Raw genomic sequence first — 22,052 nt, 5'->3', positions numbered from 1 at the left:
TAATGAGAAGTTATCCAAAAGAAGATGCCTTTAACCTCACCACATTTACAAGTTTTAACAAAACGATAAAACAATTTGCAATATCTTTATGCCATGAAAATCCACATCCTTGGTGCATCCTGTGCAGGCTCTACCACTTTGGGCGAAACTTTATCTGCCCGGTTAAATATCCCTTATTTTGATACGGATAGTTTTTTCTGGGAAAAATCTGCTGTTCCATATACCGTAAAGAGAGAAGCCGAATTACGGAGCAGGTTGCTTAAGGACGAATTAAGAAAATCAGAAAACTATATTGTGGGCGGCTCGCTGGTAAGCTGGGGAGAGGAATGGAAACAAATGTTCGACCTTGCGGTTTTCCTTTACCTGCCAAAAGAAATCAGGATGGAACGCCTGGTGCAAAGGGAAATAGAACGTTATGGAAATCAGATTTATGAAGATGCGCAACGGCACAAATTATTCCTGGAATTTATAGATTGGGCATCAAAATACGACGACCGTTCTTTTACAGGCCGAAATATCAGGATCCACGAACGTTGGCTGGAAAGCCTGAACTGCCCTGTAATAAAAATTGTTGGCGATACAACGGTATCGGAACGGTTAAGACGTATTTTAGAGGTTGTTAATCGTGTTTAAAAATCATGCAATCAATATTTATTATCCCGAGGTTTTGTTTTCGGGAAAGGCTTTTTTCAAAATATTGTTTCGCCCTTCTTTTATTGAATCTACCTGGCACTTATCCTAACTGCTGCAGAAACAGGTTCAAATCCTCTTCTTTTCCCAAACCCAATTTTTGTTTAATCCGGTAACGGCTCATACGCACACTTTTCGGTTCGATACCTAAACGGATGGAAACCTCTTTATTGGTTAAACCCATCAACATATAAGAACAATATTTTAAATCAAGCCGCGTAAGTGTCTGGTTTGCTTTCTCTTGCAGGCGTTCAAAAAAAGCAGGATTAGTATCAAAAAAATCTGTCTTATGTTCCTCAAATTCTTTATCCATCCTTTTCTGCTGATTCACAATCCGTTTAATCTGTTCATCAAGCGAAAGATGGCTTTCAATATTTACCTTCTCTGGTATAAGCTCCAGTAGTTCATTTTTTTCTTCAATTTGTAAATTACTGGCCAATACCTCTTTCTCCAATCGCTCCTGACGCTCTTTAAGCAAAACCTGCTCAGTTTGAAGATGCATAGCTTCCGCCTCTTTTAGCTGTGCCCTTAATTCTGCAGCCTTCTTTTCCTGGTCGATCAGCTCTTGTTTTCTAATCGATGCTTTGAGCTTATAATTATAAGACATGAGCAGTAAAAGCAATGCGGCAATCCCCGTCAAACCTGAAATAATGTAATAAACATTCAGTTTTTTAGTATACTTGGTCTGTTGGTGTAAGTAGGCAATCTCCTGAGCCTTTTTTTCGGACTGATACTGTGCTTCTATCCTAATGGTGCTGTTAATTTTTTCTTCATCAAAAGCCTTTTTATAATAATTAAAATACTGCTTCAAATAGTTTAAGGCAGCCTGCTGATTACCTTTTTTTTCGGCAATACTTGCGAGCCCCTGATATATCCTGGCCTGAGTTAGCGGCATTTTTACTACGCCACCAGAAATTTTAGCCAATCCGGTGAGTAATAGTTTTTCTGCTTCATCATAGTTTCCGTCGCGCAGTGCATATTCGCTCCTTAAGCCGTAGCAGTTTAATAAAACTTCCAGTAAATTTGTTTTTGTAGCAATACCCATTGCGATATCGACATATTTTTCGGCACTATCGCGGTATGAAGGCGGAAAGTATTGAAAATATACATTGGCAGTATTTAAAGCTGCCGCAGCAGTATTACTGTAAATGAGCATGCGGCCCTCCTGCTTTTTTGAAAGCTGGAGTGATTTTTTATAGGTAAACAATGCCGAGTCGAGCAAATTGCGTTTCAGCGTATCAAGCTTAAATCGGTCAAAATAAGTTTGCCCGATAGTAAGATAAGCGTTGTTCAACAGGTCAATCTGTTTACTTTCAATTGCACTTAAATAACATAAACGGGCATATTTCTGTTGTTTTGACGGATCATTGCCATAGCCATAAAAACTGGCCAGATAATGGTATATCGTACTTTCATATTCATCTGCATGCTGGCCCTTTAAAAAATCCAGGGCTTTAAGCAGCTTTGCTATTGATTTATCATTATCATCGTTCACCAGGTCTAACCAACCACTTCTGAACCATACAAAACCAAGTGCAACGCGATCTTTTGTTTTATGAGCGTAGTACATGGCGCTATCTAAACTTGCATAGGCACTTTTCAAGTCCTTTTTCCACACATACAAATGAACCCGTGTCGCATAGGCCATGGCTTTACTTTTTCCGTCCCTTAACCCTTCTCCAACCTTAAGGGCCTCATTGGCTTGTTGAAAAGAAAGCTGAAGGTTTTTTTCAAAATTTGCCTTAGCCAGTTTGCAGAGCAGATTAACCTTTTCTTCTTTAGAAATGCTGTTCTGCGCCAGCAAATGATTTAAGGAATCGATATAGATCTTTTGTGCTTCAGCACTTTTAAAAAAAAGTAAAAGACAAAGTAGGAGATTTAATATTTTTTTCAGTGGTAGCTGCATAATCAAAAATAAAAAAGAAACATTTTACAGGAACAGAATTACAACAAATAATTAAAATTAAACCGTTTTAAAGGATTTTGTAGTCTCCTTGTAGACACCATTTCAAAAATTGGTAGTCGCAGTGTAGGGTCCCTTTTCTTGGTGGAGCACAAAGGCTCCAGTAATTTTGTATTGTTCAATTCATTAAAATTTAAACCTATGAAACAGAAAACAATTGCAGTAGTTGCCTACATTACGCTCATCGGATGGATCATTTCTTACCTGGAATTTAAAAAATCGACCGAAAAAAGCTCCCTGGCCAGTTATCATTTGGGTCAGTCGCTTGGGATTATTATTACCTCCATCCTCTTGAGTGTCCTGAGCAGTATAATTCTGGCCATAATCCCTTCCTTAGGTTTTGTATTTTACCTTATTTTATTGGTCCCTTTTATCTTAATGTTATTAGGCATAGTAACCGCCAATAATGGTTTAGAGAAGCCTGTTCCATTAATTGGAAAAGTATTTGAAAGGAAATTCAACTTTACTGCCTGAACTTAAACATCTTTAAAAAGAAAATGGTATTTCAGACAGTAGCTTTTTTGTTATCGGTGTGCAGATTTAAAACTGCAGCAGCCCCATATAAAATTAAAATGGCAAAATCTTTGAAAGCATTTTAAAATTTAATCAACCTTATGATGACCATTGAAAAATACAGACAACAGTTTACAACCGATGATACCCCTGGATGGCAGGCAATAGATGATCAACTTGAAAAAATTTATGGCACTTCCGAAGCACGCCACTACCCGCCTTTGTGTGGAATCCATTATGTGGCTGGCGGAACCGACCCGATAGATGGGGCCAGTATTTACGATAGCAACCACCAAAGCTTTCACCGCCATATCATCAGCTATGGCATGAGCGAATTGTATTATAATGAAGAAAAGGCAGGTGGTGAATTTAGCAAGTGGGGTTTTGAATTTACCTTTAGGTTAGCGCCATTTAAAGATGATGAAAACGATCCCATCTGGGCCATACAGGTGATGAATAATTTAGCCAGGTATGTGTTTTCGAGTGGTAAATGGTTCGAGGAGAACCATTTCATCCCTGCCAATGGACCAATAAGATTAAATACTGATACCCAAATAACGGGCTTTGTTTTTGCATTGGATCCGGAACTGGGAAAAATTGAAACCCCTCATGGCGAACTCAGTTTTCTCCAATTGGTTGGCGTTACCGATGCTGAGGTAGAAGAACTAAAAAAAAATCCCACCATTGGGGCTGTGGAGGAACTGATCGAAAACCTGAAAAAGGATAATCCCCTGCTAATTACCGACCTGAACCGGAAATAATATTCAAAATTTAGGATTGGTAAATCATATCCGGAATTTTTGAATACTTAATCATTTAAAAGCTATGATAAGAAGAAATATCCTTTTAGCGCTGCTGATTTTAAGTTTAATCTCTTGTCAGTCAAAAAAAGCAAAACATCTAAATACAGTCCTTGGATCAGCCGAAAGGGCTGAATTTAATATGATGGCGGGCAAAAACGGCCTTAACGAAAAAAAACTCAAATGTGTAATTGATGGCGATTTTAAATGCGCCCTTCAGGTGGTTGACGAAGAGGAACGGGCTTTTAATCAGATTATCAATAAAATAAATGCTGTAGAAACAAATGATATCAAATATGGCAATGCTTTAAAAAAAGCAGCAATCAGCTATTACGAAGCGGTTAAACAGCTGGAAATTTTTGATCGCCATGAAATCGCCATACAGCAGTTAAGTCAGAATAAAGCAAATACGGTGCAGTTGAGGGATAATGCGATAGCAAAACAGGGGCAATTATTAAAGTACAAATCGGAAATGCATAAACTAATTAATAAAAGAGAAAAGCAATTATCCGAAATACAAAAACGGTTTAATTCGGTCAACCACTTGGATTAATGCCCTAAAGTGCATGCTAGCCCATATCCTGCAAGAACAGCTTCAGGTCTTCATCCTTACCCAAACCCAACTTTTGCTTTATCCGGTAGCGGCTCATACGCACGCTTTTGGCTTCGATATGCATGAGCTGGGCAATTTTTTTGGTGTCCATTTTTAAATGGAGGTAAGCACAAAGTTTTAGATCAAGCGCGGTAAGTTTTTGTTGCGCCCTTTGGTTCAACAAAGAGAAAAATTCGGGGTGTACCTGCTGGATCTGAAATTTAGCTTCTTCGAAGTCGTTATCCAAAAGCAGTTCTTCGTTCCAGATTTTATTGATGTTGAGCTGATGGTTATCGCTCAGTTTTTCCTTGATTTGAAAAAGCATTTCCTTTTTATGTTCCAGCTGTAACTGGTTGGCCATAACTTCTTTCTGCAATTGTTGCTGCTGGCTTTCCAATAACAGCTGTTCTGCCTTTAGCCTCGCCTGCTCTTCTTTTTCGAATTTCATCTGCAGTTCAGCGTCCTGTTTTTCCAAATGCAATTGCTTTTCGCGCTGTAATGAATACCTTAACCTAAAGTGGTAAGAACGGAACATAAATATCAGACCCAGTACCGAAGCAACTGCAATACCGATATAAAGGTACTTTTGCTGCCTCGCATATTGCTCACTCTGCTTTAATAGCTTAACCTCATTGTTTTTTTTTTCAGTTTCGTACTGTACCTCCAGTTTCTGGGCATTTAAGGTCTTTTTTTCATCAAATAGTTTATTACTGTATTCTGTTGTTTTTTTCTGGAATTCGAGCGCTTTTTCATAGTTCCCCCTTTGCTCATAAAAACTGGAGAGCGCAGTTACTATATTAATTAAAGTATAATAATAAGGTACCTTTTTACTGATCATTACGCTGTAAGCCTCTTGCAAATAAGCTTCCGCCATTACAAAGTTTTTATCTCTCTTGGCATATTCGCTTAAAATCCCCAAACTGCTTGCTCTGATCTCCTCACCATTTATTGCCCCTTTCATTACTTCATTCGCCATACCGGCATAACGGATGGCATTGTTTTTTGCCTGCTGATCTGTATCAGAGAAATATCTTAAATAATAATCGGCAACGTTGATACAGGCAATGCCATACGTTTTTCTGGCAACGTATTTAGGATACTGCTCATAAAGGCTTTGTGCTTTATTTAAATAATAGAGGACGCTATCCCGGACAACTTCTTTTTTAGTACCGGCATAATTATAATCGGCAGCAACTGATAAAGCGATATAACAGTTGCTCAACAGGTTGTAATCGGTAGTTTGTAAGGCATTATCAGTTGCAGCCTGTGCATATTTGTTCACATTTTTAACGTCATCCCGACGTGAGTTGAGCATATATAACTGATAGTATATCTTGGCACTAAGGTAAGGATCAGGTTCTTTTCCCAATGATTTCAGTGCCAGCTGACAGTATTTGGTAATCTGCTCGCTATTATCAATGGCATTATAGAATAAGGCCTGCGCATAGTAAGCGTAGGCTAGTGCAATGGGCTTGCGCGATTGTTGTGCGAGGGACAAAGTACTATCACTTGCTTTTTTTGACAATATAAATTGTTTAGTAGTGGCGTACACACTCACCTTAACGGTATAAGCCTTTGTGGCTTCGGTGAAGTTTTTAAACTTTAAAGCTATAGCAACTCCTTGTTGCGCCTTTGCGATAGCACCCATATAATCGCCATTGATCCTGCTCCGCTCTGCCAGCTGGGAGAGCAGGGCAGGTTTATCCTTTTCACTAAGGTTACCGAGCGCTGTACTATCCAATATAGTCTGCGCACCAGCTTTAAAACAGCAAAAAAATATGCCTGTTAAGAATATTATGTTTTTCAGCGCCAGGTATTTCATATCGTAAAATTAGCATAAAGATTGAAGGCAGAATATAGTTGTAGACGAAAAACAAAAATAAAACAAATCAACAAAACACTGTAAAACAAGATATTAAGCAAACCTGTAGATGTATTGTAGACGTTTTTATAAAATGCAGTAGATGCTCTGTAGGCGGCAAAAGCTTTAAAAACCTAAGGATTAGCCTCAACTTTGAATCAAATAATTTTCAATCTAAAAAACAGAAATCATGGACAACAAAACCCTTTCAATCGTTTCTTACATTACCATTATTGGTTGGTTAGTAGCTTATTTTATTGGAAAAGATAAAGCTGACACTTTGCTTAAATACCACTTAAGACAGTCATTAGGCCTTGCTATTGTCAGCATTATTTTCAATATAGCCTTTACCATAGTTGCCAGTATCGTACCTGCCTTATCTTTTTTAGGATTTGTGGGTTATGCATTTATCATTCTTTGGATCATAGGGATTATCAATGCCGCCAATGGTGCATTAAAACCTATTCCACTTATTGGTAAATGGTTTGAAGACAAGTCTTCATTCGTTAGTAAATATTAATAAGAAGTTTATGCGCCTCAAATTCAAAAATGTCATGCTAATGGTGATGGTTTTAACCATCACCGCATGCGAATTTTCATTAAACACACCCGAAGAATATTTTGACCGGGTAGCATTGAATACCAATTCCATATCGCGTTTTGGCGGGCAATATTTCAATACTTATCTAAGATATGTTAAGGGAGGCGCAAACACGCCAGATTTTAACACCTGTGAGAAATATCTTCGAAATAACTCAATCGCAACAGTAGTGGCTAATGTTAAAAAGATAAAAGATCTACAGCCCACTAAAAAAACAAAACCAATGATTGATGCGGCGCTTGATCTTTATGCCTTTGTGTTAAGAAGCTATGAAACCGACCACCTGATGGTTGCAAAAATGATCGATAGCCATGCACCGGAAAACGATATTAGTGTGGCCATAACCGAAATGGATAACAAAAGTTATGATGCCTTTGTACAAAAATACAATACGCTTTGGGACATTGCAGAAGCTTATGCAAAGGATAATGGCATTGAGGTAAAAAAGATGCCTTTTTAGTTGTTAATGCTTCACTCATTCTTTCATTCAATAACTCTATCATTAACTAACCTACCATGATCAACATCACCGATTTCAAACAAAATTTAGGATTAACAGAAATCCCTGTCGAACTTGAAAAACTGATTTATTTCCAGAATAATATCTCCTCTTTTGAAAATTATTCGAATGGTTTTGGTGTTTTTATCGACGATAAATCAGGACTACGTAGCTGGAGCGAAGATGCAGATTTTTTAAACCGATTATTCCCTTTTGCCCAGGCCAATGGTACAGGCTCATTTTATGCCATTTGGAACGATGGAACGAACAACCCCTTAAACCAGATGCCTATCGTAGTTTTTGGCGATGAAGGTGGTGTTCATGTTGTTGCGGAAAACATTTTACAGCTTTTGCACCTGCTCACCTACGGTACCGAAATCTGGGTGGAATATGATCAAACTTATTTCTATAAAGATGACAACAGCTATGAAGAGCCTGAAGATTTAGGCGAATATTTAAAATGGATGAAAGGCGATTATAACCTCGGGCAGGTTGAAGAACCTGACAGTCTGATTAAAACAGCCCAGGAAAAATACAAAGAAAAATTTGATAAATGGTTTGGACAGTATTTTAATGTAGACTAAAAAGAACGATCGATATTACAGAATATCAAATTCATTTTCAAGCAATTAAACCAACATGCAAACATTTAAATATTTCGAACAAGAAGGTAATACTTATAAACTAAAAGTACAAAAAGGACTTTTTTACACCATTACTTTTGGTTGTGTTGCGGCCATAATAGCCATATTGATATACAGCGCCAGCAGGGCAACATTTTTATATGTTACTTTCTTCGCCCTTATAGGCCTATTGGGTATATTACGTACAACAGGCGTTATTGCTTTTGATCAGCACAACCGTGAGATACAACGTAAGTGTTTTTTCTTTAGCGCCCCGGTCAGTTATAGTTTTGATGATTTTGACCATTTCCTCATCTCAAAACAAAAAAGCTATTTCATTACCGTAAGTATTCAGGCCATTATGGTAATGAGAAAGGGCAATAAAATCAGACATATTTTACTGGCACAAACTTTATTTACCGCAAAACCCCTGCAAAAACTTAGTGAAGAAGTAAGTACGATAATGGGCTCGTCACAAAATTAAAATTGCAACACTAATTATGACAGGATATAACCAAAAAATAGAAAGTGGCCGTCTAAGTTTTCAGCCTGAACGAGATTACAAAGGCAAAATTTTGTTTTTTACTTTCCTTGCGGTAGGAATATTTGTGGTAACCCCAATGCTTCATCTCTACCATGATACTCACTGGGCTGTAATGGCCATTGGTTTAGTATCGGCGCTAACAGCACTTTATGACTTCATATTCCATTTTAATGTTACCTATATTTTTGATCAATACACAAGACAGGTATCTAAAAAAATCCCTGGATTATTTACCCGTAAAATTATGGCTTTTGAAGACGTGCATATCCTTCAGGTACAAGAAGATGGCCTTCTACATTATGCCTTATCGCATAAACAGAATAAATATGGCAAAAGCTTCGCTATTAGTCAACCCTTTGGCAGTAACCGAAAAAGCCAGATAAGACAAGAGACATTTGAAACAGAGATTTTAACGGAAATAGAAAAAATAATCCACCATAGCGTATGATAAACTAAGAAACCTAACATCCATTCCATGACACAAAAAAGCTCCTATCAATACTCGGTATACACGTAACAGATCCAAAAATCATCGATTTCTTCTATGGACCAAGTTTTGAACAATACAAAATATTAAAATTAAATAAGCAGTAATGAACTACAACATCAGTAAAGGACTTTCGATATTCTCGATCATTTACATGTTTTTTTTCGCTTTCCCATTCCCCATGTTTTTATATTACATGATCAAAAGCGAAAACATGCCCAACCTGATGGACAGCAATCCATGGTATTCGCTTGCTTTGCTTGCCATATCTATCCTGTTCTGGACTGTATTGTTAATTGGTTATTACCGGAAATGGGTAGTCCGCAACTTTTTGATCAAACGGAACATAGAAAAACTTAAAACCACCGGCGAACCACGTGAGGCCAAAATATTAAAATCGGCAAAAATTTCGAAACCGGGAGCAGCTTACGATAACTATGAACTTACGCTGCAGTTTAAAAATCTGGTGGGCAGTACTATTACTGTAAAAACTTCGGTAAAAGATGCAAACCCCTACGAACGCCGTTACGAAGTTGGCAAAACCGTCGGTATTTTGTTAGATAAAGAGGTAAAAAATGCTCCTTATTTTATTTTTGCCTCTACAGAGGTAAGCATGAGGAAGGTGATTATTGTTCTTACTAACCTGGCTTGGCTAAGCTTTGCTGTCATTGTTGTTGCTTATTATGTTTATTCTTATGATTCGGAAAGTGAGGGTATGGGCTGGCGTTTTATGTGTATTGGCCATCCTTTATTAACCTGTGCATTTACGCTTCTTCTTTACCGTGGTTTCGGAACTTTTATCCTCAGAAAGTTTAACGGCAAACCTGATAAATTTTTCCAGATTAAATTTAGAGGTACACAAACTAACGCCAGATTGTTAAAAGCCAGCCAAAATGGAACCTACATCAACGAGCAGCCCATGATCAATTTTGAGCTCGAATTTACAGATCAGTTTTACCAAAAACACAGGGTAAATATCAGAAGGATTGTAAATCTGCTCGATCTGGATATCACCAGGCAGGAATATGTTTCTATTTTTTACCTCAAAGAGGATCCACAGCAAGCTGCTTTCGAGAAAGATTTAAATCAAGTTGAAGGAGAATTCTGATGAAAAACATAAAGCAATTTTATAGCCTGATTGTACTCTTCAGCTTGCTTACTTTGAGCTGCAGACAGATCACCAAAAGTGTAGATGAGACCTTTCATCCTAACGATTCTTTAGCCAAAAAATATAATAAAGAAAATCACTTTGGTACAAATGGCGAGTATACAGGAACTACTAAAACCAGTACAACCACTTCTGTACAGCGCCGGCAGGAAAAAACGATAGTGATAAACGGCAACACCGTTAATACACCCGAAATGGAGCTCAAAGCAAAAGAGATGTTCCAGGACATTGAATTACTCAAGCAAAAGAATGATCCCTCGGCAGCCAAAGAAATACAAAAAAGGGTAAACAAGTTTCTAAAAGAAATGAAGATGCCACAAGGCGGCCTCAAAAGTATTGATACAGATAAACCGCTGGTAAAGGTTAAAAAGGGAATATTAGGTGCTGCAGCACTAGAAAAGGCAGAAGATCAACTGAAAAAATTGCCCCAGTACCGAAATAAAGGAATTTTGGTATATCAATCCATTCACTTTTATGAGGATGGATCCATAAACCTGATGTTGCAACATCCCATAAACCCTAAATATATTGATGCTTACGAATATCGGAAGGGAGCATGGTCTGCGCCTAAACCCGTGTTGGCCACAGATATCGAACGGCGGATATTTCCTTTAAGCGAAATTCATTTTGCAGACGCACGTAAAGTCATACAGATTTATAATGCTAAAACTGATCAGATTGAAGGTGCAAAGCCAAAATCAAATGCTTATATCACCATTTGGGATAATCGCATGCGCTGGGCACCAAGAACAATAAACGGCACCCGTGAGCGATATGATATCCAGTTTAATAATAATGGCACGTTAAAAAGTTTTAGACAGGAGTGAGAATATGAATAAGCTAATTGTAGCCATTATCGGTCGTCACCCTGAATTTATTTCAGGGTCTTTATGGCAGGAAAGATGCTGAAATAAATTCAGCATGACGCTCAGTCTAAATTATTGCACCCAACTCAGCGTACTTTGCGCCCTTTCTCCGCGGCCTCCTGTGGTTAAAAAAACAAGAAAACTACAACAACCCTTTCAATACTACCCAAACATTCTCTGCCAAAATCTTATCCCCTTCTGCTGTTGGGTGTATACCATCTGCCTGGTTTAATTTCGGCACACCGCCAACTTTATCCAGTAAAAATGGAATCAAAGCCATTTGGTTTTTCTTGGCCAAATCAGGAAATATGTTTTTAAAGTCAGAAGCATATTTAGCGCCCATATTAGGTGGCACCTGCATACCCGCTATTACCAGTTTTACATTTGGGTATTTGGCTTTTACGCGATCGATGATATCCTGTAAATTTTTGATGGTTTGTGCCACTGGCAAACCCCGTAACCCATCATTAGCACCCAGTTCGAGTACAAAAATATCAACAGGTTGTTTAAGCAGCCAATCTATCCTTCCTTTGCCACCTGCAGAAGTTTCGCCACTTAAACCGCCGTTAATTACGTTGTATGGCATTTTTAAAGAATCAATCCTATTCTGGATCAATGCCGGGTAAGCTTCCGTTGGATCGAGTCCATAACCTGCTGTTAAGCTCGTGCCAAAAAAGAGGATATTTTTCCTTTTAGCAACTGCAACCGATGTTTTTTGGTCAGCCGAATCTAAAGTTTTATCTGTATTGCTTTTACTTTGTTGGTTTCCACAGCTTAAGAGGATCAGGCTCAAAACAAATAGGCCCATTAATCGTTTTCGTAACATATCTAATAAATCTATATCTAATTATCGTTAACCATTATCTAACAGGTAGCTCCCTGTTATGTTTGGCCAAAATCTATACGCAAACCCTAAAAAAATCAGCTATTGGAAAGCATACTGAACATCCGAAATGTAAGCAAAATTTACCAAAGTGCCGGGCGGGAACTCACCGTTTTGGATAACATCAATTTTTCTATCACGGCAGGATCAACCGTGGCTATTACAGGCCCCTCGGGAAGTGGTAAAACCACCTTGCTCGGTTTATGTGCGGGTTTAGACCGGGCCAGTAGCGGAACTGTTGAACTCAATGGAATTGCTTTGGAAAAACTTAATGAAGATCAGCGCGCTGCTGTGAGGAATCAATATGTTGGTTTTATTTTCCAGAATTTTCAGCTGCTGCCTACTTTAACCGCATTAGAAAATGTAATGGTTCCTTTAGAATTAAGAGGCGCAAAAAATATTAAAGCTCATGCTCTGGAACTGCTGGATAAAGTTGGCCTGGCAGACCGTTCGCATCATTATCCGATCCAATTATCGGGTGGAGAGCAGCAGCGCGTTTCGTTAGCAAGGGCATTTTCCAACCAACCTGCCATTCTCTTTGCAGATGAACCTACTGGAAACCTTGATGCCGAAACCAGCGAAAAAGTAATCAAACTGCTTTTTGATTTAAATAAAGATGCCGGAACCACTTTGATCATCGTAACGCACGACCTTGAACTGGCAGCCAGAACCTCAAGAAGCATCAAAATTAAAGGTGGAGTAATCATTTCAGACGAAAATCCTACTTATGCTTAATAGCCTCCCGAAACAAAGCATTAAATTTTTGTGGCTGTTCAAAATGGCCTGGCGGGATAGCAGGAAAAACCGTGCGCGTTTATTGCTCTTTATCTCGTCCATCGTTTTGGGCATTGCCGCCCTTGTTGCCGTTTACTCATTTAAAGATAACCTGCAAAAGGATATCGATGCACAAGCCAAAGAACTTACGGGTGCTGATCTGGTATTGGATAGCCGCAAAGGGATAAGCAAAGCGATGCAAAAAATGCTCGATACCCTTGGTGATGAGCGCTCGCAGGAGAAAACATTTGCCTCCATGATCTATTTCCAGAAAAGTGGAGGTAGCCGTTTGGTACAGATGAAAGCCCTTGAAGGCAATTACCCATATTATGGCACGATTGAAACCATTCCGCTGGCAGCTGCAAAAAACTTTCAAACCGGAAGAAACGCCCTGGTTGATCAAACTTTGATGTTACAGTTTAATGCCAAAGTAGGCGATTCAGTCAAAGTCGGCGATCTAAATTTTAAAATACTGGGTACACTCACCAAGGCACCGGGACAAACCGGGATCGGCGCCAGCATTGCCCCAACAGTATATATTCCACTGCAACTGCTCGATAAAACCAACCTGATTAAAACCGGAAGCCGCATCAATAATAAATTTTATTTCAGGTATAACGATCCGTCTGGCGTTGATGCCTGGGTAAAAAAACAGGATGCGCAGCTGGAAAAAGAGGGTTTTGATGCCGATACAGTTGAGTCGAGAAAAGAACAGACCGGAAGATCGTTTAAAGATGTAAACCGATTTCTTGCCTTGTCAGGATTTATTGCTTTGCTGTTAGGCTGCGTTGGTGTTGGCAGTGCTATCCATGTTTACATTCAGGAGAAATTAAGCGCCATTGCCACATTACGGTGTTTAGGTTTAAAATCAAGGCATGCCTTTTTAATCTACCTCATCCAGGTGTTTTTCATCGGGTTAATCGCCTCGGTTTTGGGCGCCATTTTGGGTACAGGCATTCAATTTTTATTGCCCCTGGTGCTGAAAGATTTTCTGCCGGTAGAAATTACCATGCAAGTTTCTTGGCCAGCCGTTGGTCAGGGAATTTTACTGGGATTGATTATTTCGATCCTATTTGCGCTCCCCTCACTCCTATCTGTCAGAAAAATTTCTCCATTAAATGCCATCAGGATATCTTTCGAAAAAGCAGGGGGCAAAAGAGATCCGCTCACCTGGTTGGTGTACCTGCTAATGGCGGCCTTTATTACCGGCTTTACCCATTTGCAGATGAAAACCTGGATACAAACACTGGCTTTTACGTTGAGCATAGCCATTGCTTTTGTGCTGTTAATTGTGCTGTCTAAATTATTGATGTTCCTGGTGAGAAAACTCTTACCTGATTCATCCAGTTATTTATGGCGACAGGGATTTGCTAACCTTTACCGTCCGAATAACCAAACCTTAATGCTTACGGTTTCCATAGGTTTATCAACAGCATTTATCTGCACCCTGTTTTTTGTTCAGGGCATATTGATGAGTCGCGTTACGCTTTCATCAGGTGCTAACCAGCCCAATATGGTGATGTTTGATATCCAAAATACCCAAAAAGAAGGATTGGACAGTTTAACCAAAGCTTTCAAGCTACCGTTAATGAACCAGGTACCGGTAATTACCATGAGGATAGAAGAAATCAATGGAAAGAAAGCCAGTGCCGATACCAATAACAGAAGAGCTTACCGCAATGAGATCAGGGCTACTTACCAGGATACTTTAACGGCAGCAGAGAAAATTACAGCAGGCAAATGGACCGGAAAAATAAAACCGAATGAAACGGTTTATATTTCTCTTGATCAGCGTTATGCCCAATCCATTAATGTTGGTCTGAATGATAAAATCCTTTTTAATGTTCAGGGCATGATGATCCCGACGGTTGTGGGAAGTTTAAGGGAAGTAAACTGGAGCCGGATGCAAACTAATTTCAGGGTAGTTTTTCCGGCTGGAGTATTGGAAGAAGCACCACAGTTCCATGTATTGATGACCAGGGTACCATCGGGCGAAGTTTCAGCACATTTCCAGGGAGAGGTAGTCCAAAAATTCCCCAATGTTTCGTTGATTGATCTAGACCTTGTGTTAAAATTACTGGATGAATTACTGAGCAAAATCGGTTTCGTAATCCAGTTCATGGCAGGCTTTAGTATGGTAACCGGATGGATTGTCTTAATATCTTCAGTGCTAACCAGTAAAAATCAGCGTATAAAAGAAAGCATTTTATTGCGGACCATGGGTGCGAGCAGAAAGCAGATTTTAGCGATAAACGCGATCGAGTATTTCTTTTTAGGAGCTTTTGCAGCAGGTGCGGGATTAATTTTAGCCATAAGCGGAAGCTGGGCATTGGCTAAATTCACTTTCGATGCGGCTTTTGTACCTCCGTTTCTGCCAACCTTATTGTTGTTTGGTTCAATTGTATTGCTTGTGGTGATTACGGGCGTGTTAAGTACAAGAAGTATCCTGAACCAACCTCCTTTGAAGATTTTAAGGACTGAAAGTTAAACGAATTGCGTTTAGCGCTACGCGAAAAGCGCGAAGGATTTAAGTTTTAATGAAGATACGCGTGATGAATCGCAAACACACCATCCGCCAAAAGCTATCCGCTTTTCAATTCATTTAAGCTATCTTACAGTTTTATTAATAATTGGTATTTTACATCATGATCAGATTAAACAACGATACGCCAAACGATATTCTTCAGGATGTAAAAATTGGTGATATGGTAACCGATACATTCAGCAAAACCGGCCTGGTAGAAAATATAGAGATTAGTGATGATGGCCTCTACAGGGTTTACGAGTTTCATCTTGTTACCGGAAGGACCATTACTGTAAAAAAGTAAATTACCCTAAAATGAAAAATTAACAACAGATAAAAGGATAGACACAGATAAAATATATCAAAAATCTATGTTTATCTGTGGTAAAACCTACATTTAATCACATTTACCTAAACCCTAACCAAATGTCATTACTTATCCTACTCTTCGGCATCCTGTTGCTTTTCGTGATGATCTTGAAAAAGATTAACCCAATGATTGCCCTGATTGCTGTGGCGATTATTACAGGGCTTTTATTGGGGATGCCTGCTACAAAGGTAATGAACTCCATTAGCAATGGTATAGGTTCCACACTGGGCAGCATGGTAATGGTTTTGGCACTAGGCGCAATGATGGGCAAATTGATTGAAGACAGCGGATCGGCAAAAAAAATCGTTTTCATATTAATTGGGGCCTTTGGCAAAAAGAACATTCAATGGGCTGTGCTGTTAACCGGCTTATTAGTGGGGATTCCTTTATTTTACAATGCCGGTTTCGTGGTGTTAATCCCGTTGGTTTTTGCCATTTCAGCCACAACAGGGCTATCAAAATTATACATTGGTATCCCAATGGCTACTGCCCTTTCGGTCACACATGGTTTTTTACCCCCTCACCCCGGACCTGTTGCTTTAGCCGGAATTTTTCATGCCGATATTGGTAAAACATTAATTTACGGCTTAACTTTAAGCGTACCTATTGCGGTTATTGCCGGAATCTATTTTCCACGATTGATTCTCAAACGAAATCAGTCGGGAACAGTTAACAACTTTAACATTGAAGCAGAAGAAAACCTTCCTTCGGCTTCAAGGAGTTTTATTACGGCATTGCTGCCAGTATTCTTAATCATCGCCGGAACCATTGGGAACAGCATCAGGATAGATTATATCGGTAAACCATTATTTATATTTTTAGCCGATCCTACCGCAGCCCTATTAATTTCGGTTATTATTGCATTGGCACTCCAAAAAACTTCTATTGCAAAAGCCATGGAATCTTGTGCCGAAGGCGTTAAAAGTATTGCGATGATTATCCTTATTATTGGAGCTGGCGGTGCCTTTAAACAGATTTTGATCGATAGTGGTATGGGCGAAACGGTTAAACAACTTACTGGCAGCCTAAATTTATCTCCATTATTACTGGCATGGTTAATTACCGCATCACTGAGGGTAACATTAGGTTCGGCAACAGTAGCCGCCTTAACTGCTTCAGGAATGGTACTCCCGTTAATTGGCCCCGGAGCACCGCCGGAGTTAATGGTATTATCAGTCGGTGCCGGAAGTTTAATGTTTTCTCACGTAAACGATACCGGTTTCTGGATGTTTAAAGAATATTTTAACCTGAACCTGAAAGAAACTTTTAGCACCTGGAGCATGATGGAAAGTTTGGTTTCTGTTTTGGGCCTTGTTGGGGTATTGGTATTGAATCAGTTTGTTTAGAAAATTGGATCTGGTATTTAGAGAAGCATGTACCCACCATTGCTCGATGCAAGCTAATATTTTAATCTTTTTGGAAAAGCAATTACAGAAATTCTTTGGCTAAAACAGTCCCGCTCCCGCTTCTGCCGATTGAAGAAATCGGCATCCCGCTCCGATCGGGTTTAAAGGGCTTAAACAGTACTACTGTCTAGGGTGAAATAAACCCGACCGACAGCGTTATTCCGTCCTTCACGGAATTAAGAAAAGGGCGGGACTAGCATAACCTAAGCACCACAGACATTGCTTTCCAAAAAAAGCCAATGAAAAATTGGCTTTACAATCACAATTTTTCGTCTGCAGCCATGGTTCGTATCCCCACGAACCATTCTTATTTTTTACCACGGGGCCCCGGAGAATATGGAAATTGATTGTTCTTGATTTGTCCTATTTTCGAGTTAAACTTAGCTTCCCTCAAGTGGCTTAGGTGGTCAAAACAACAAGAAACTGGTACAAATCGCAGCAGATCCATAACGCTACGCTCCATGCAATAGCTATCGCATCGGGATGACGATCTATTTAGTTAATTCTTTACCCTGTTCTTTTCTGCATCTGCACCAGAAGATTCGTGTTTTGCCGGCGAAGAAAAAGCCTTACCAAAACGGTAACTATAACTCACCACAACCAATCTCGAATCCTGACGGTTAACCCAGTTTGCTTCTGTATTTGCCAGGTTATTAATTACCCCATTGTAAACCCTGGTCCTGAATATATCGTTCGCGGTTAACTTCAATGTGCTTTTTGATGAGAGTTTTTTCTGCACCGCTGCGCCAAACTCATGCACTTCTCCCAAAAAGAACTGTACGTTAGATAGCTTACTTTGATAACGCATATTGACCTCAGCATTCCATGTTGGACTGATTTTGAACTGCAGATTTGGATTTGCCTTTAAGTAACTTCCATAGGTAACCAGAAAGCCCGTATAAAAATCTGTTTTCGAAACTATTTTTGCATACTCCACATAGGCATTCAGTTTAACCCATTTGGTAAGGTCGATCTCTGCATTTACCGAAATATTGGCTACCGTGGTTTTGCCCACGTTAGCTGGCCTGCTGTAATACGTACCATCTACAATCTCTATGGTTTCGTTCACCTCATCCCTCACCCAGCCGTAACCTAAAGTGGTGGTGATTTTATTTTTATAGGTGTGCGAAAGCTCTAAACTTTGTGTAAATGATGGCTTTAAGAATGGATTTCCAACATAATAAGTAAATTTATCCAATGGAGAGAAAAATGGGTTCAGATCCTGGTAATACGGACGATCGATCCTACGTCCATAATTTAAGCCCAACTCATTATTTCCGGCAGTATCCAGTTTATAAGAAAAATAAACCGTCGGGAACAAACTGTTATAGGTTCTTTTAAAACTCGAATCAGGTTTGATCAGATTGCCTAATTGACGCCCGTTAGAAACCGTATTTTCATACCTTAGGCCAGCCTGGAGTGAAAACCGCTTCCCTTCCCGGCTCATATTCAGGTAAACCGCATTGATATTCTCCTCATATAAAAAGTGATTGCTCTTTTCGTAATCGGCACTGGTTTTTCCATTTGAGGTATTAAAGTAATCGGCTATATTATCCGTTTTGGTATAAGCTGTTTTAACACCCGCATCCAGCTTCCACTTATTTTCCAAAGGATGCGAATAATCCATTTTAGCCGTATAGATATCAATATTAGAAGGCAGGTTACCCGTTAATACGTCCTGATATTTTAATGCGCCATTCGGCAGGTAACTGAAATTGTAATAGGTCTGATCTGTTTGGTTGCTGTAAAGCAGGTAATCCGCATCAAATGTAAGTTCCCTGCCGGCCTGTTTAAACTTATGCCTGTAATTTAAGTTTATCCCCGCATTCTGGTATTTAATCTGGTCAATATTTTCGGCCCTGATTACCGAATCGAGCTGCATTGATGCATTGGATAAATTACTGGTATTGTTGTTTACCTGTTTAGAAATCCGGTTCATACCTGTCAACACCACACCCCAGGTCGTATTATCTGAAGCATAATAATCAAGTCCTGTTTTCAGGTTTAGCATATTGCCATGCCTGCGAAAATAAGAATTCTGATTAAAGTAGGATTTGGCACTACCATCCTCATTTTTATATTTTCGGTTCAGGTCCAGATCGGTAAAACTGTTGTTGAGGTTATAACTTAAATTCCCAAAAACATTGATTTTATCCTTACGGTAATTAAAGTTAAAACTGTTGTTCGAACGGCTTAATTCGCCCTGGTTTAAACTCAGATTAATGCCTCCGTTAAACCCAGCAGTTTTGGTTTTTTTAGTCTTGATATTGATTACCCCCCCATTCCCTGCAGCATCATATTTGGCAGGCGGATTCGTCATCAGTTCAATCTGATCAAGCGATGAGGAAGGCAAAGAACGCAAGTAACTCTCCAGGTCTGCACCCGAAAGGTAAGTTGGTTTATCATCAATAAAGATGGCTACCCCGTTTTTCCCTTTAAGCGAAATTACTCCGTTCTGATCCACATTTACACCGGGCGATTTGCTCAGCACATCCAGGGCCGTTGTTCCCGCATTAGAAATCAGCGCATCAACATTTACCACAGTCCGATCTATTTTCCGTTCAACAAAAGCTTTTTGCCCCGAGATATTGACCTCCTTTAAATTATTGGCGCCCGTGCTCATTTTAATATCCTGCAAGGCTACAACCTGATGGTTCGCATCTAAAACCAATGTATCGGTTTTATAAATCGGCGCACCAACCACCGATATTTTAATCAGGTATTTCCCATAAGCCAGTTGATCAAAACTGAACAGGCCATCCTTTTCAGTGAAAGTGGTTTTGAGCAATACCGAATCTTTTAGCAAGGCTACAGTAGCAAAGTCGATATTTTTTCCTTCAGCATCTAATACACGTCCATAAATTCTGGATGTAGGTGGTTGAGCTTGAGCAAAAGTAAGGGCAATATTCATCCATACGGCTAAAAAAGCCATGAGTGTAAATTTCATGATGTGGGATTGGATTAGCGCTTTGAGAATTTAGTTTTTATTGTTTTCGATCAGGAAATTATACATCAGCGAGTGACTGTCATTTTTCAAAAACCTCTTTTTGTATTTTTTCTGAATGTCGGTATTTTGTTTCACACCGTTTACAATCAGCTCATCTTTATTGAGTTTGTATGATAGTTTATTGGTGCTGCTGATGATGCCGTCTTTCATTAATTCCCGATTGATATCGTTGGTATAATCATGTCCATCACCATTGGTTACGGTTTTTGAGGTCACTATACGCTGTGAACCGGTCCTCGTACTGCCGTTTTCGCCATAAACAGGTGGAGTAGGCGGCGTCGGAGGAGTTGGTGGAGTTGGAGCGCTTGCTGGTGTAGCAGGTACAGCAGAAACTGCCGGCACAGCAACTGCAGCTTTCGGTGCTTTTGGCGCCTTTGGTGGACGAGGTGCCGTTTGTATTATTCCATAACCTTTCGATTTATATTCTTTTGCCCATTTCCTGTATTCTTTTGCATCTTCAGCAGCTTGTTTAGCATCAGCAATGGCTTGTTTCGAATCATTTTCGGCAATTTTAGCATCGGCAATAGCCTGCCTACGGTCCAGTTCGGCTTGCTTAGCATCAATAACAGCTTGCTTAGCGTCTTCCTTGGCCTGTTTTACATCGTCCAGCCTTGCTTTTTCATCTGCTTGTATTGCCTTTATGTCTTCTTTCGTTTGTTGTTGCTTTTCATTCAGTTTTTTCAGCTGACTGTCCAATTTTGCATTGATCTCCCGTTCCAGTTGATCTGCAGATTTTCCTTCAGCAGACCTGGCTTTTTTCTTTGTCGTATCCTGTAAAGCTATAATTGAAGTGCTTATTTCATTTTTGGCAACTGTTTTTGCATTACCAACGCTTTTAAAAGCGGCAGTACAAACCACAACCGATACCAAAGCGATGGTTAATATTGTTTTTTCCATTTTGTTTAAAGTTGAATTGGTGTTGAATAACATCCTGCTTGCTCTGTGCAGCAGGCTACCTTTGTTCCCGCTCATGGCCATGGCATAAGCAGGTGCACGCTGCTTAAATTCCTGGCACACAATAAGGGCCTGAACGTAGTTTTTACGATCGTTTACACAGGCGATGGCCAAATCATCGCAGCAGTGCTCACGCTCTGTTTTTATTAATTGCGATACCCAAAGTACCGCTGGGTTAAAAAAGAATACAATTTCGATAAAGCTCTGCAATAAGTTTACCAGGTAATCTTTGCGTTTAATGTGTGCCAGTTCATGAGAGAAGATGGCTTCTACTTCTGCATTTGATAAACCATTGAGTAAACCCAAAGGGATGAGGATTAAAGGCTTAAAATGTCCCACTACCATGGGTACCCGGGCAATACCCGATTGCATCACCTTAACCTGTTGGCTTAAACCCAGTTTTTGAGCCAGTTCATTTAATTTCTCGTCCCATTTTTTACCTGCTGCATAAGTTTTATGATTACGCAAGTGATACACGCCATTTAAACCAACCATTAATTGGATACTTTTCCCACAGATGATCAGGAACCACACCAATACAATCTGATAGGCATAAGCATTCCATAAGGAAAGGATTCTGTTCAGTCCGGAATACATATCTTGCTGTACATTTGTAACTGCTTGCTGTTCTCCAATAGCCTTTGGCAGGTTAATTCCGATTTGATGAACAGTCTGCGACTGCCCATGGTTAGCCTGTTGTTGAAGCTCCTGACAAAAAGTGATACCTATTGCAATAACAAATAAAGCTAAACATACCGTAAGCAGGTTATAACGCCATGTAGCACTTGCCTTACGGGTAGTAAACATGACCAAACCGGCCAGCAGAGCTAAAATTACACCAAGCCACAAAGAATGGAACAAGGTAGCGCCAAGGGCATGAAGCCAGTTTTCAGGCAGGAGGTTGATTAATTTAAATTCCATTATTAT

At 39.5% G+C, this 22,052-nt stretch carries 20 protein-coding genes; 15 read left to right on the top strand and 5 right to left on the bottom strand.

Annotation, left to right across the window (positions count from 1 at the left end; all coding sequences use genetic code 11):
• The first annotated feature begins 93 nt into the window (after positions 1 to 93).
• Positions 94 to 633 carry an AAA family ATPase gene (locus FFJ24_RS01320; protein WP_138820445.1) on the top strand — a complete coding sequence of 180 codons (540 nt, stop codon included), beginning with the start codon at positions 94 to 96 and terminating at the stop codon, positions 631 to 633.
• 100 nt (positions 634 to 733) lie between these two features.
• Here FFJ24_RS01320 and FFJ24_RS01315 read toward each other — a convergent pair whose 3' ends face one another.
• Positions 734 to 2,596, bottom strand: coding sequence for a LuxR C-terminal-related transcriptional regulator (locus tag FFJ24_RS01315; RefSeq protein ID WP_138820444.1), 1,863 nt, complete (start codon positions 2,594 to 2,596; stop codon positions 734 to 736).
• A gap of 198 nt (positions 2,597 to 2,794) precedes the next feature.
• On the opposite strand from FFJ24_RS01315, the gene FFJ24_RS01310 reads away from it, so the two are divergent.
• From FFJ24_RS01310 to FFJ24_RS01300, 3 genes are all read left to right on the top strand, one after another.
• A complete protein-coding gene (locus tag FFJ24_RS01310; RefSeq protein ID WP_138820443.1) occupies positions 2,795 to 3,127 on the top strand; it encodes a DUF4870 domain-containing protein in 333 nt (110 codons plus the stop codon).
• A gap of 140 nt (positions 3,128 to 3,267) precedes the next feature.
• Complete coding sequence (locus FFJ24_RS01305; RefSeq protein WP_246862713.1) at positions 3,268 to 3,927, top strand: suppressor of fused domain protein; 660 nt, start codon at positions 3,268 to 3,270, stop codon at positions 3,925 to 3,927.
• A gap of 64 nt (positions 3,928 to 3,991) precedes the next feature.
• The gene (locus FFJ24_RS01300; protein WP_138820442.1) at positions 3,992 to 4,519 is read left to right on the top strand and encodes a hypothetical protein; all 528 of its coding nucleotides are present in this window, start codon (positions 3,992 to 3,994) and stop codon (positions 4,517 to 4,519) included.
• A gap of 16 nt (positions 4,520 to 4,535) precedes the next feature.
• On the opposite strand, the gene FFJ24_RS01295 is transcribed toward FFJ24_RS01300, so the two are convergent.
• Positions 4,536 to 6,380, bottom strand: a complete 1,845-nt coding sequence (locus tag FFJ24_RS01295; RefSeq protein ID WP_138820441.1) for a hypothetical protein — start codon at positions 6,378 to 6,380, stop codon at positions 4,536 to 4,538.
• A gap of 229 nt (positions 6,381 to 6,609) precedes the next feature.
• Between FFJ24_RS01295 and FFJ24_RS01290 the strand changes: the two genes are divergently transcribed.
• From FFJ24_RS01290 to FFJ24_RS01260, 7 genes are all read left to right on the top strand, one after another.
• On the top strand, positions 6,610 to 6,939 hold the full coding sequence (locus FFJ24_RS01290) for a DUF4870 domain-containing protein (protein ID WP_132400116.1): 330 nt from the start codon (positions 6,610 to 6,612) through the stop codon (positions 6,937 to 6,939).
• Positions 6,940 to 6,949: 10 nt separating this feature from the next.
• A complete protein-coding gene (locus FFJ24_RS01285; protein ID WP_138820440.1) occupies positions 6,950 to 7,480 on the top strand; it encodes a hypothetical protein in 531 nt (176 codons plus the stop codon).
• A gap of 56 nt (positions 7,481 to 7,536) precedes the next feature.
• Positions 7,537 to 8,103, top strand: a complete 567-nt coding sequence (locus tag FFJ24_RS01280; RefSeq protein WP_138820439.1) for a hypothetical protein — start codon at positions 7,537 to 7,539, stop codon at positions 8,101 to 8,103.
• A 55-nt stretch (positions 8,104 to 8,158) separates the two neighbouring features.
• Positions 8,159 to 8,626 carry a hypothetical protein gene (locus tag FFJ24_RS01275; protein ID WP_138820438.1) on the top strand — a complete coding sequence of 156 codons (468 nt, stop codon included), beginning with the start codon at positions 8,159 to 8,161 and terminating at the stop codon, positions 8,624 to 8,626.
• Positions 8,627 to 8,642: 16 nt separating this feature from the next.
• Positions 8,643 to 9,134, top strand: a complete 492-nt coding sequence (locus FFJ24_RS01270) for a hypothetical protein (protein ID WP_138820437.1) — start codon at positions 8,643 to 8,645, stop codon at positions 9,132 to 9,134.
• A gap of 145 nt (positions 9,135 to 9,279) precedes the next feature.
• Positions 9,280 to 10,281, top strand: coding sequence for a hypothetical protein (locus FFJ24_RS01265; protein ID WP_210419442.1), 1,002 nt, complete (start codon positions 9,280 to 9,282; stop codon positions 10,279 to 10,281).
• A complete protein-coding gene (locus FFJ24_RS01260; protein WP_138820436.1) occupies positions 10,281 to 11,168 on the top strand; it encodes a hypothetical protein in 888 nt (295 codons plus the stop codon). Before FFJ24_RS01265 ends, FFJ24_RS01260 begins: the two co-directional genes overlap by 1 nt.
• A 181-nt stretch (positions 11,169 to 11,349) precedes the next feature.
• Here FFJ24_RS01260 and FFJ24_RS01255 read toward each other — a convergent pair whose 3' ends face one another.
• The gene (locus FFJ24_RS01255) at positions 11,350 to 12,033 is read right to left on the bottom strand and encodes an arylesterase (RefSeq protein ID WP_138820435.1); all 684 of its coding nucleotides are present in this window, start codon (positions 12,031 to 12,033) and stop codon (positions 11,350 to 11,352) included.
• 102 nt (positions 12,034 to 12,135) lie between these two features.
• On the opposite strand from FFJ24_RS01255, the gene FFJ24_RS01250 reads away from it, so the two are divergent.
• From FFJ24_RS01250 to FFJ24_RS01235, 4 genes are all read left to right on the top strand, one after another.
• The gene (locus tag FFJ24_RS01250) at positions 12,136 to 12,825 is read left to right on the top strand and encodes an ABC transporter ATP-binding protein (RefSeq protein WP_138820434.1); all 690 of its coding nucleotides are present in this window, start codon (positions 12,136 to 12,138) and stop codon (positions 12,823 to 12,825) included.
• Complete coding sequence (locus tag FFJ24_RS01245; protein ID WP_138820433.1) at positions 12,818 to 15,352, top strand: ABC transporter permease; 2,535 nt, start codon at positions 12,818 to 12,820, stop codon at positions 15,350 to 15,352. Before FFJ24_RS01250 ends, FFJ24_RS01245 begins: the two co-directional genes overlap by 8 nt.
• A gap of 157 nt (positions 15,353 to 15,509) precedes the next feature.
• Positions 15,510 to 15,692: a hypothetical protein gene (locus FFJ24_RS01240; RefSeq protein WP_121282208.1), complete on the top strand. Its 183-nt coding sequence runs from the start codon at positions 15,510 to 15,512 to the stop codon at positions 15,690 to 15,692.
• A 122-nt stretch (positions 15,693 to 15,814) separates the two neighbouring features.
• Complete coding sequence (locus FFJ24_RS01235) at positions 15,815 to 17,104, top strand: gluconate:H+ symporter (protein WP_138820432.1); 1,290 nt, start codon at positions 15,815 to 15,817, stop codon at positions 17,102 to 17,104.
• Between the two features lie 559 nt (positions 17,105 to 17,663).
• On the opposite strand, the gene FFJ24_RS01230 is transcribed toward FFJ24_RS01235, so the two are convergent.
• Positions 17,664 to 20,111, bottom strand: a complete 2,448-nt coding sequence (locus tag FFJ24_RS01230; RefSeq protein ID WP_138820431.1) for an outer membrane beta-barrel family protein — start codon at positions 20,109 to 20,111, stop codon at positions 17,664 to 17,666.
• Between the two features lie 30 nt (positions 20,112 to 20,141).
• Entirely contained in the window at positions 20,142 to 22,046 is a 1,905-nt protein-coding gene (locus tag FFJ24_RS01225) for a M56 family metallopeptidase (protein WP_138820430.1), read from the bottom strand.
• Between the last annotated feature and the right edge of the window lie 6 nt (positions 22,047 to 22,052).

Source organism: Pedobacter sp. KBS0701 (assembly GCF_005938645.2).
Taxonomy (GTDB): domain Bacteria; phylum Bacteroidota; class Bacteroidia; order Sphingobacteriales; family Sphingobacteriaceae; genus Pedobacter.
This window is presented reverse-complemented; position numbering and strand designations above follow the sequence as displayed.

What these genes read in the sequence shown, in the direction of transcription:
- FFJ24_RS01300 (WP_138820442.1), top strand. Translation starts at nt 3,992, where the DNA reads ATGATAAGAAGAAATATCCTTTTAGCGCTGCTGATTTTAAGTTTAATC.
- FFJ24_RS01245 (WP_138820433.1), top strand. Translation starts at nt 12,818, where the DNA reads ATGCTTAATAGCCTCCCGAAACAAAGCATTAAATTTTTGTGGCTGTTC.
- FFJ24_RS01310 (WP_138820443.1), top strand. Translation starts at nt 2,795, where the DNA reads ATGAAACAGAAAACAATTGCAGTAGTTGCCTACATTACGCTCATCGGA.
- FFJ24_RS01285 (WP_138820440.1), top strand. Translation starts at nt 6,950, where the DNA reads ATGCGCCTCAAATTCAAAAATGTCATGCTAATGGTGATGGTTTTAACC.
- FFJ24_RS01230 (WP_138820431.1), bottom strand. Translation starts at nt 20,111, where the DNA reads ATGAAATTTACACTCATGGCTTTTTTAGCCGTATGGATGAATATTGCC.
- FFJ24_RS01290 (WP_132400116.1), top strand. Translation starts at nt 6,610, where the DNA reads ATGGACAACAAAACCCTTTCAATCGTTTCTTACATTACCATTATTGGT.
- FFJ24_RS01240 (WP_121282208.1), top strand. Translation starts at nt 15,510, where the DNA reads ATGATCAGATTAAACAACGATACGCCAAACGATATTCTTCAGGATGTA.
- FFJ24_RS01275 (WP_138820438.1), top strand. Translation starts at nt 8,159, where the DNA reads ATGCAAACATTTAAATATTTCGAACAAGAAGGTAATACTTATAAACTA.
- FFJ24_RS01225 (WP_138820430.1), bottom strand. Translation starts at nt 22,046, where the DNA reads ATGGAATTTAAATTAATCAACCTCCTGCCTGAAAACTGGCTTCATGCC.
- FFJ24_RS01265 (WP_210419442.1), top strand. Translation starts at nt 9,280, where the DNA reads ATGAACTACAACATCAGTAAAGGACTTTCGATATTCTCGATCATTTAC.
- FFJ24_RS01315 (WP_138820444.1), bottom strand. Translation starts at nt 2,596, where the DNA reads ATGCAGCTACCACTGAAAAAAATATTAAATCTCCTACTTTGTCTTTTA.
- FFJ24_RS01320 (WP_138820445.1), top strand. Translation starts at nt 94, where the DNA reads ATGAAAATCCACATCCTTGGTGCATCCTGTGCAGGCTCTACCACTTTG.
- FFJ24_RS01295 (WP_138820441.1), bottom strand. Translation starts at nt 6,380, where the DNA reads ATGAAATACCTGGCGCTGAAAAACATAATATTCTTAACAGGCATATTT.
- FFJ24_RS01270 (WP_138820437.1), top strand. Translation starts at nt 8,643, where the DNA reads ATGACAGGATATAACCAAAAAATAGAAAGTGGCCGTCTAAGTTTTCAG.
- FFJ24_RS01305 (WP_246862713.1), top strand. Translation starts at nt 3,268, where the DNA reads ATGATGACCATTGAAAAATACAGACAACAGTTTACAACCGATGATACC.
- FFJ24_RS01255 (WP_138820435.1), bottom strand. Translation starts at nt 12,033, where the DNA reads ATGTTACGAAAACGATTAATGGGCCTATTTGTTTTGAGCCTGATCCTC.
- FFJ24_RS01235 (WP_138820432.1), top strand. Translation starts at nt 15,815, where the DNA reads ATGTCATTACTTATCCTACTCTTCGGCATCCTGTTGCTTTTCGTGATG.
- FFJ24_RS01260 (WP_138820436.1), top strand. Translation starts at nt 10,281, where the DNA reads ATGAAAAACATAAAGCAATTTTATAGCCTGATTGTACTCTTCAGCTTG.
- FFJ24_RS01280 (WP_138820439.1), top strand. Translation starts at nt 7,537, where the DNA reads ATGATCAACATCACCGATTTCAAACAAAATTTAGGATTAACAGAAATC.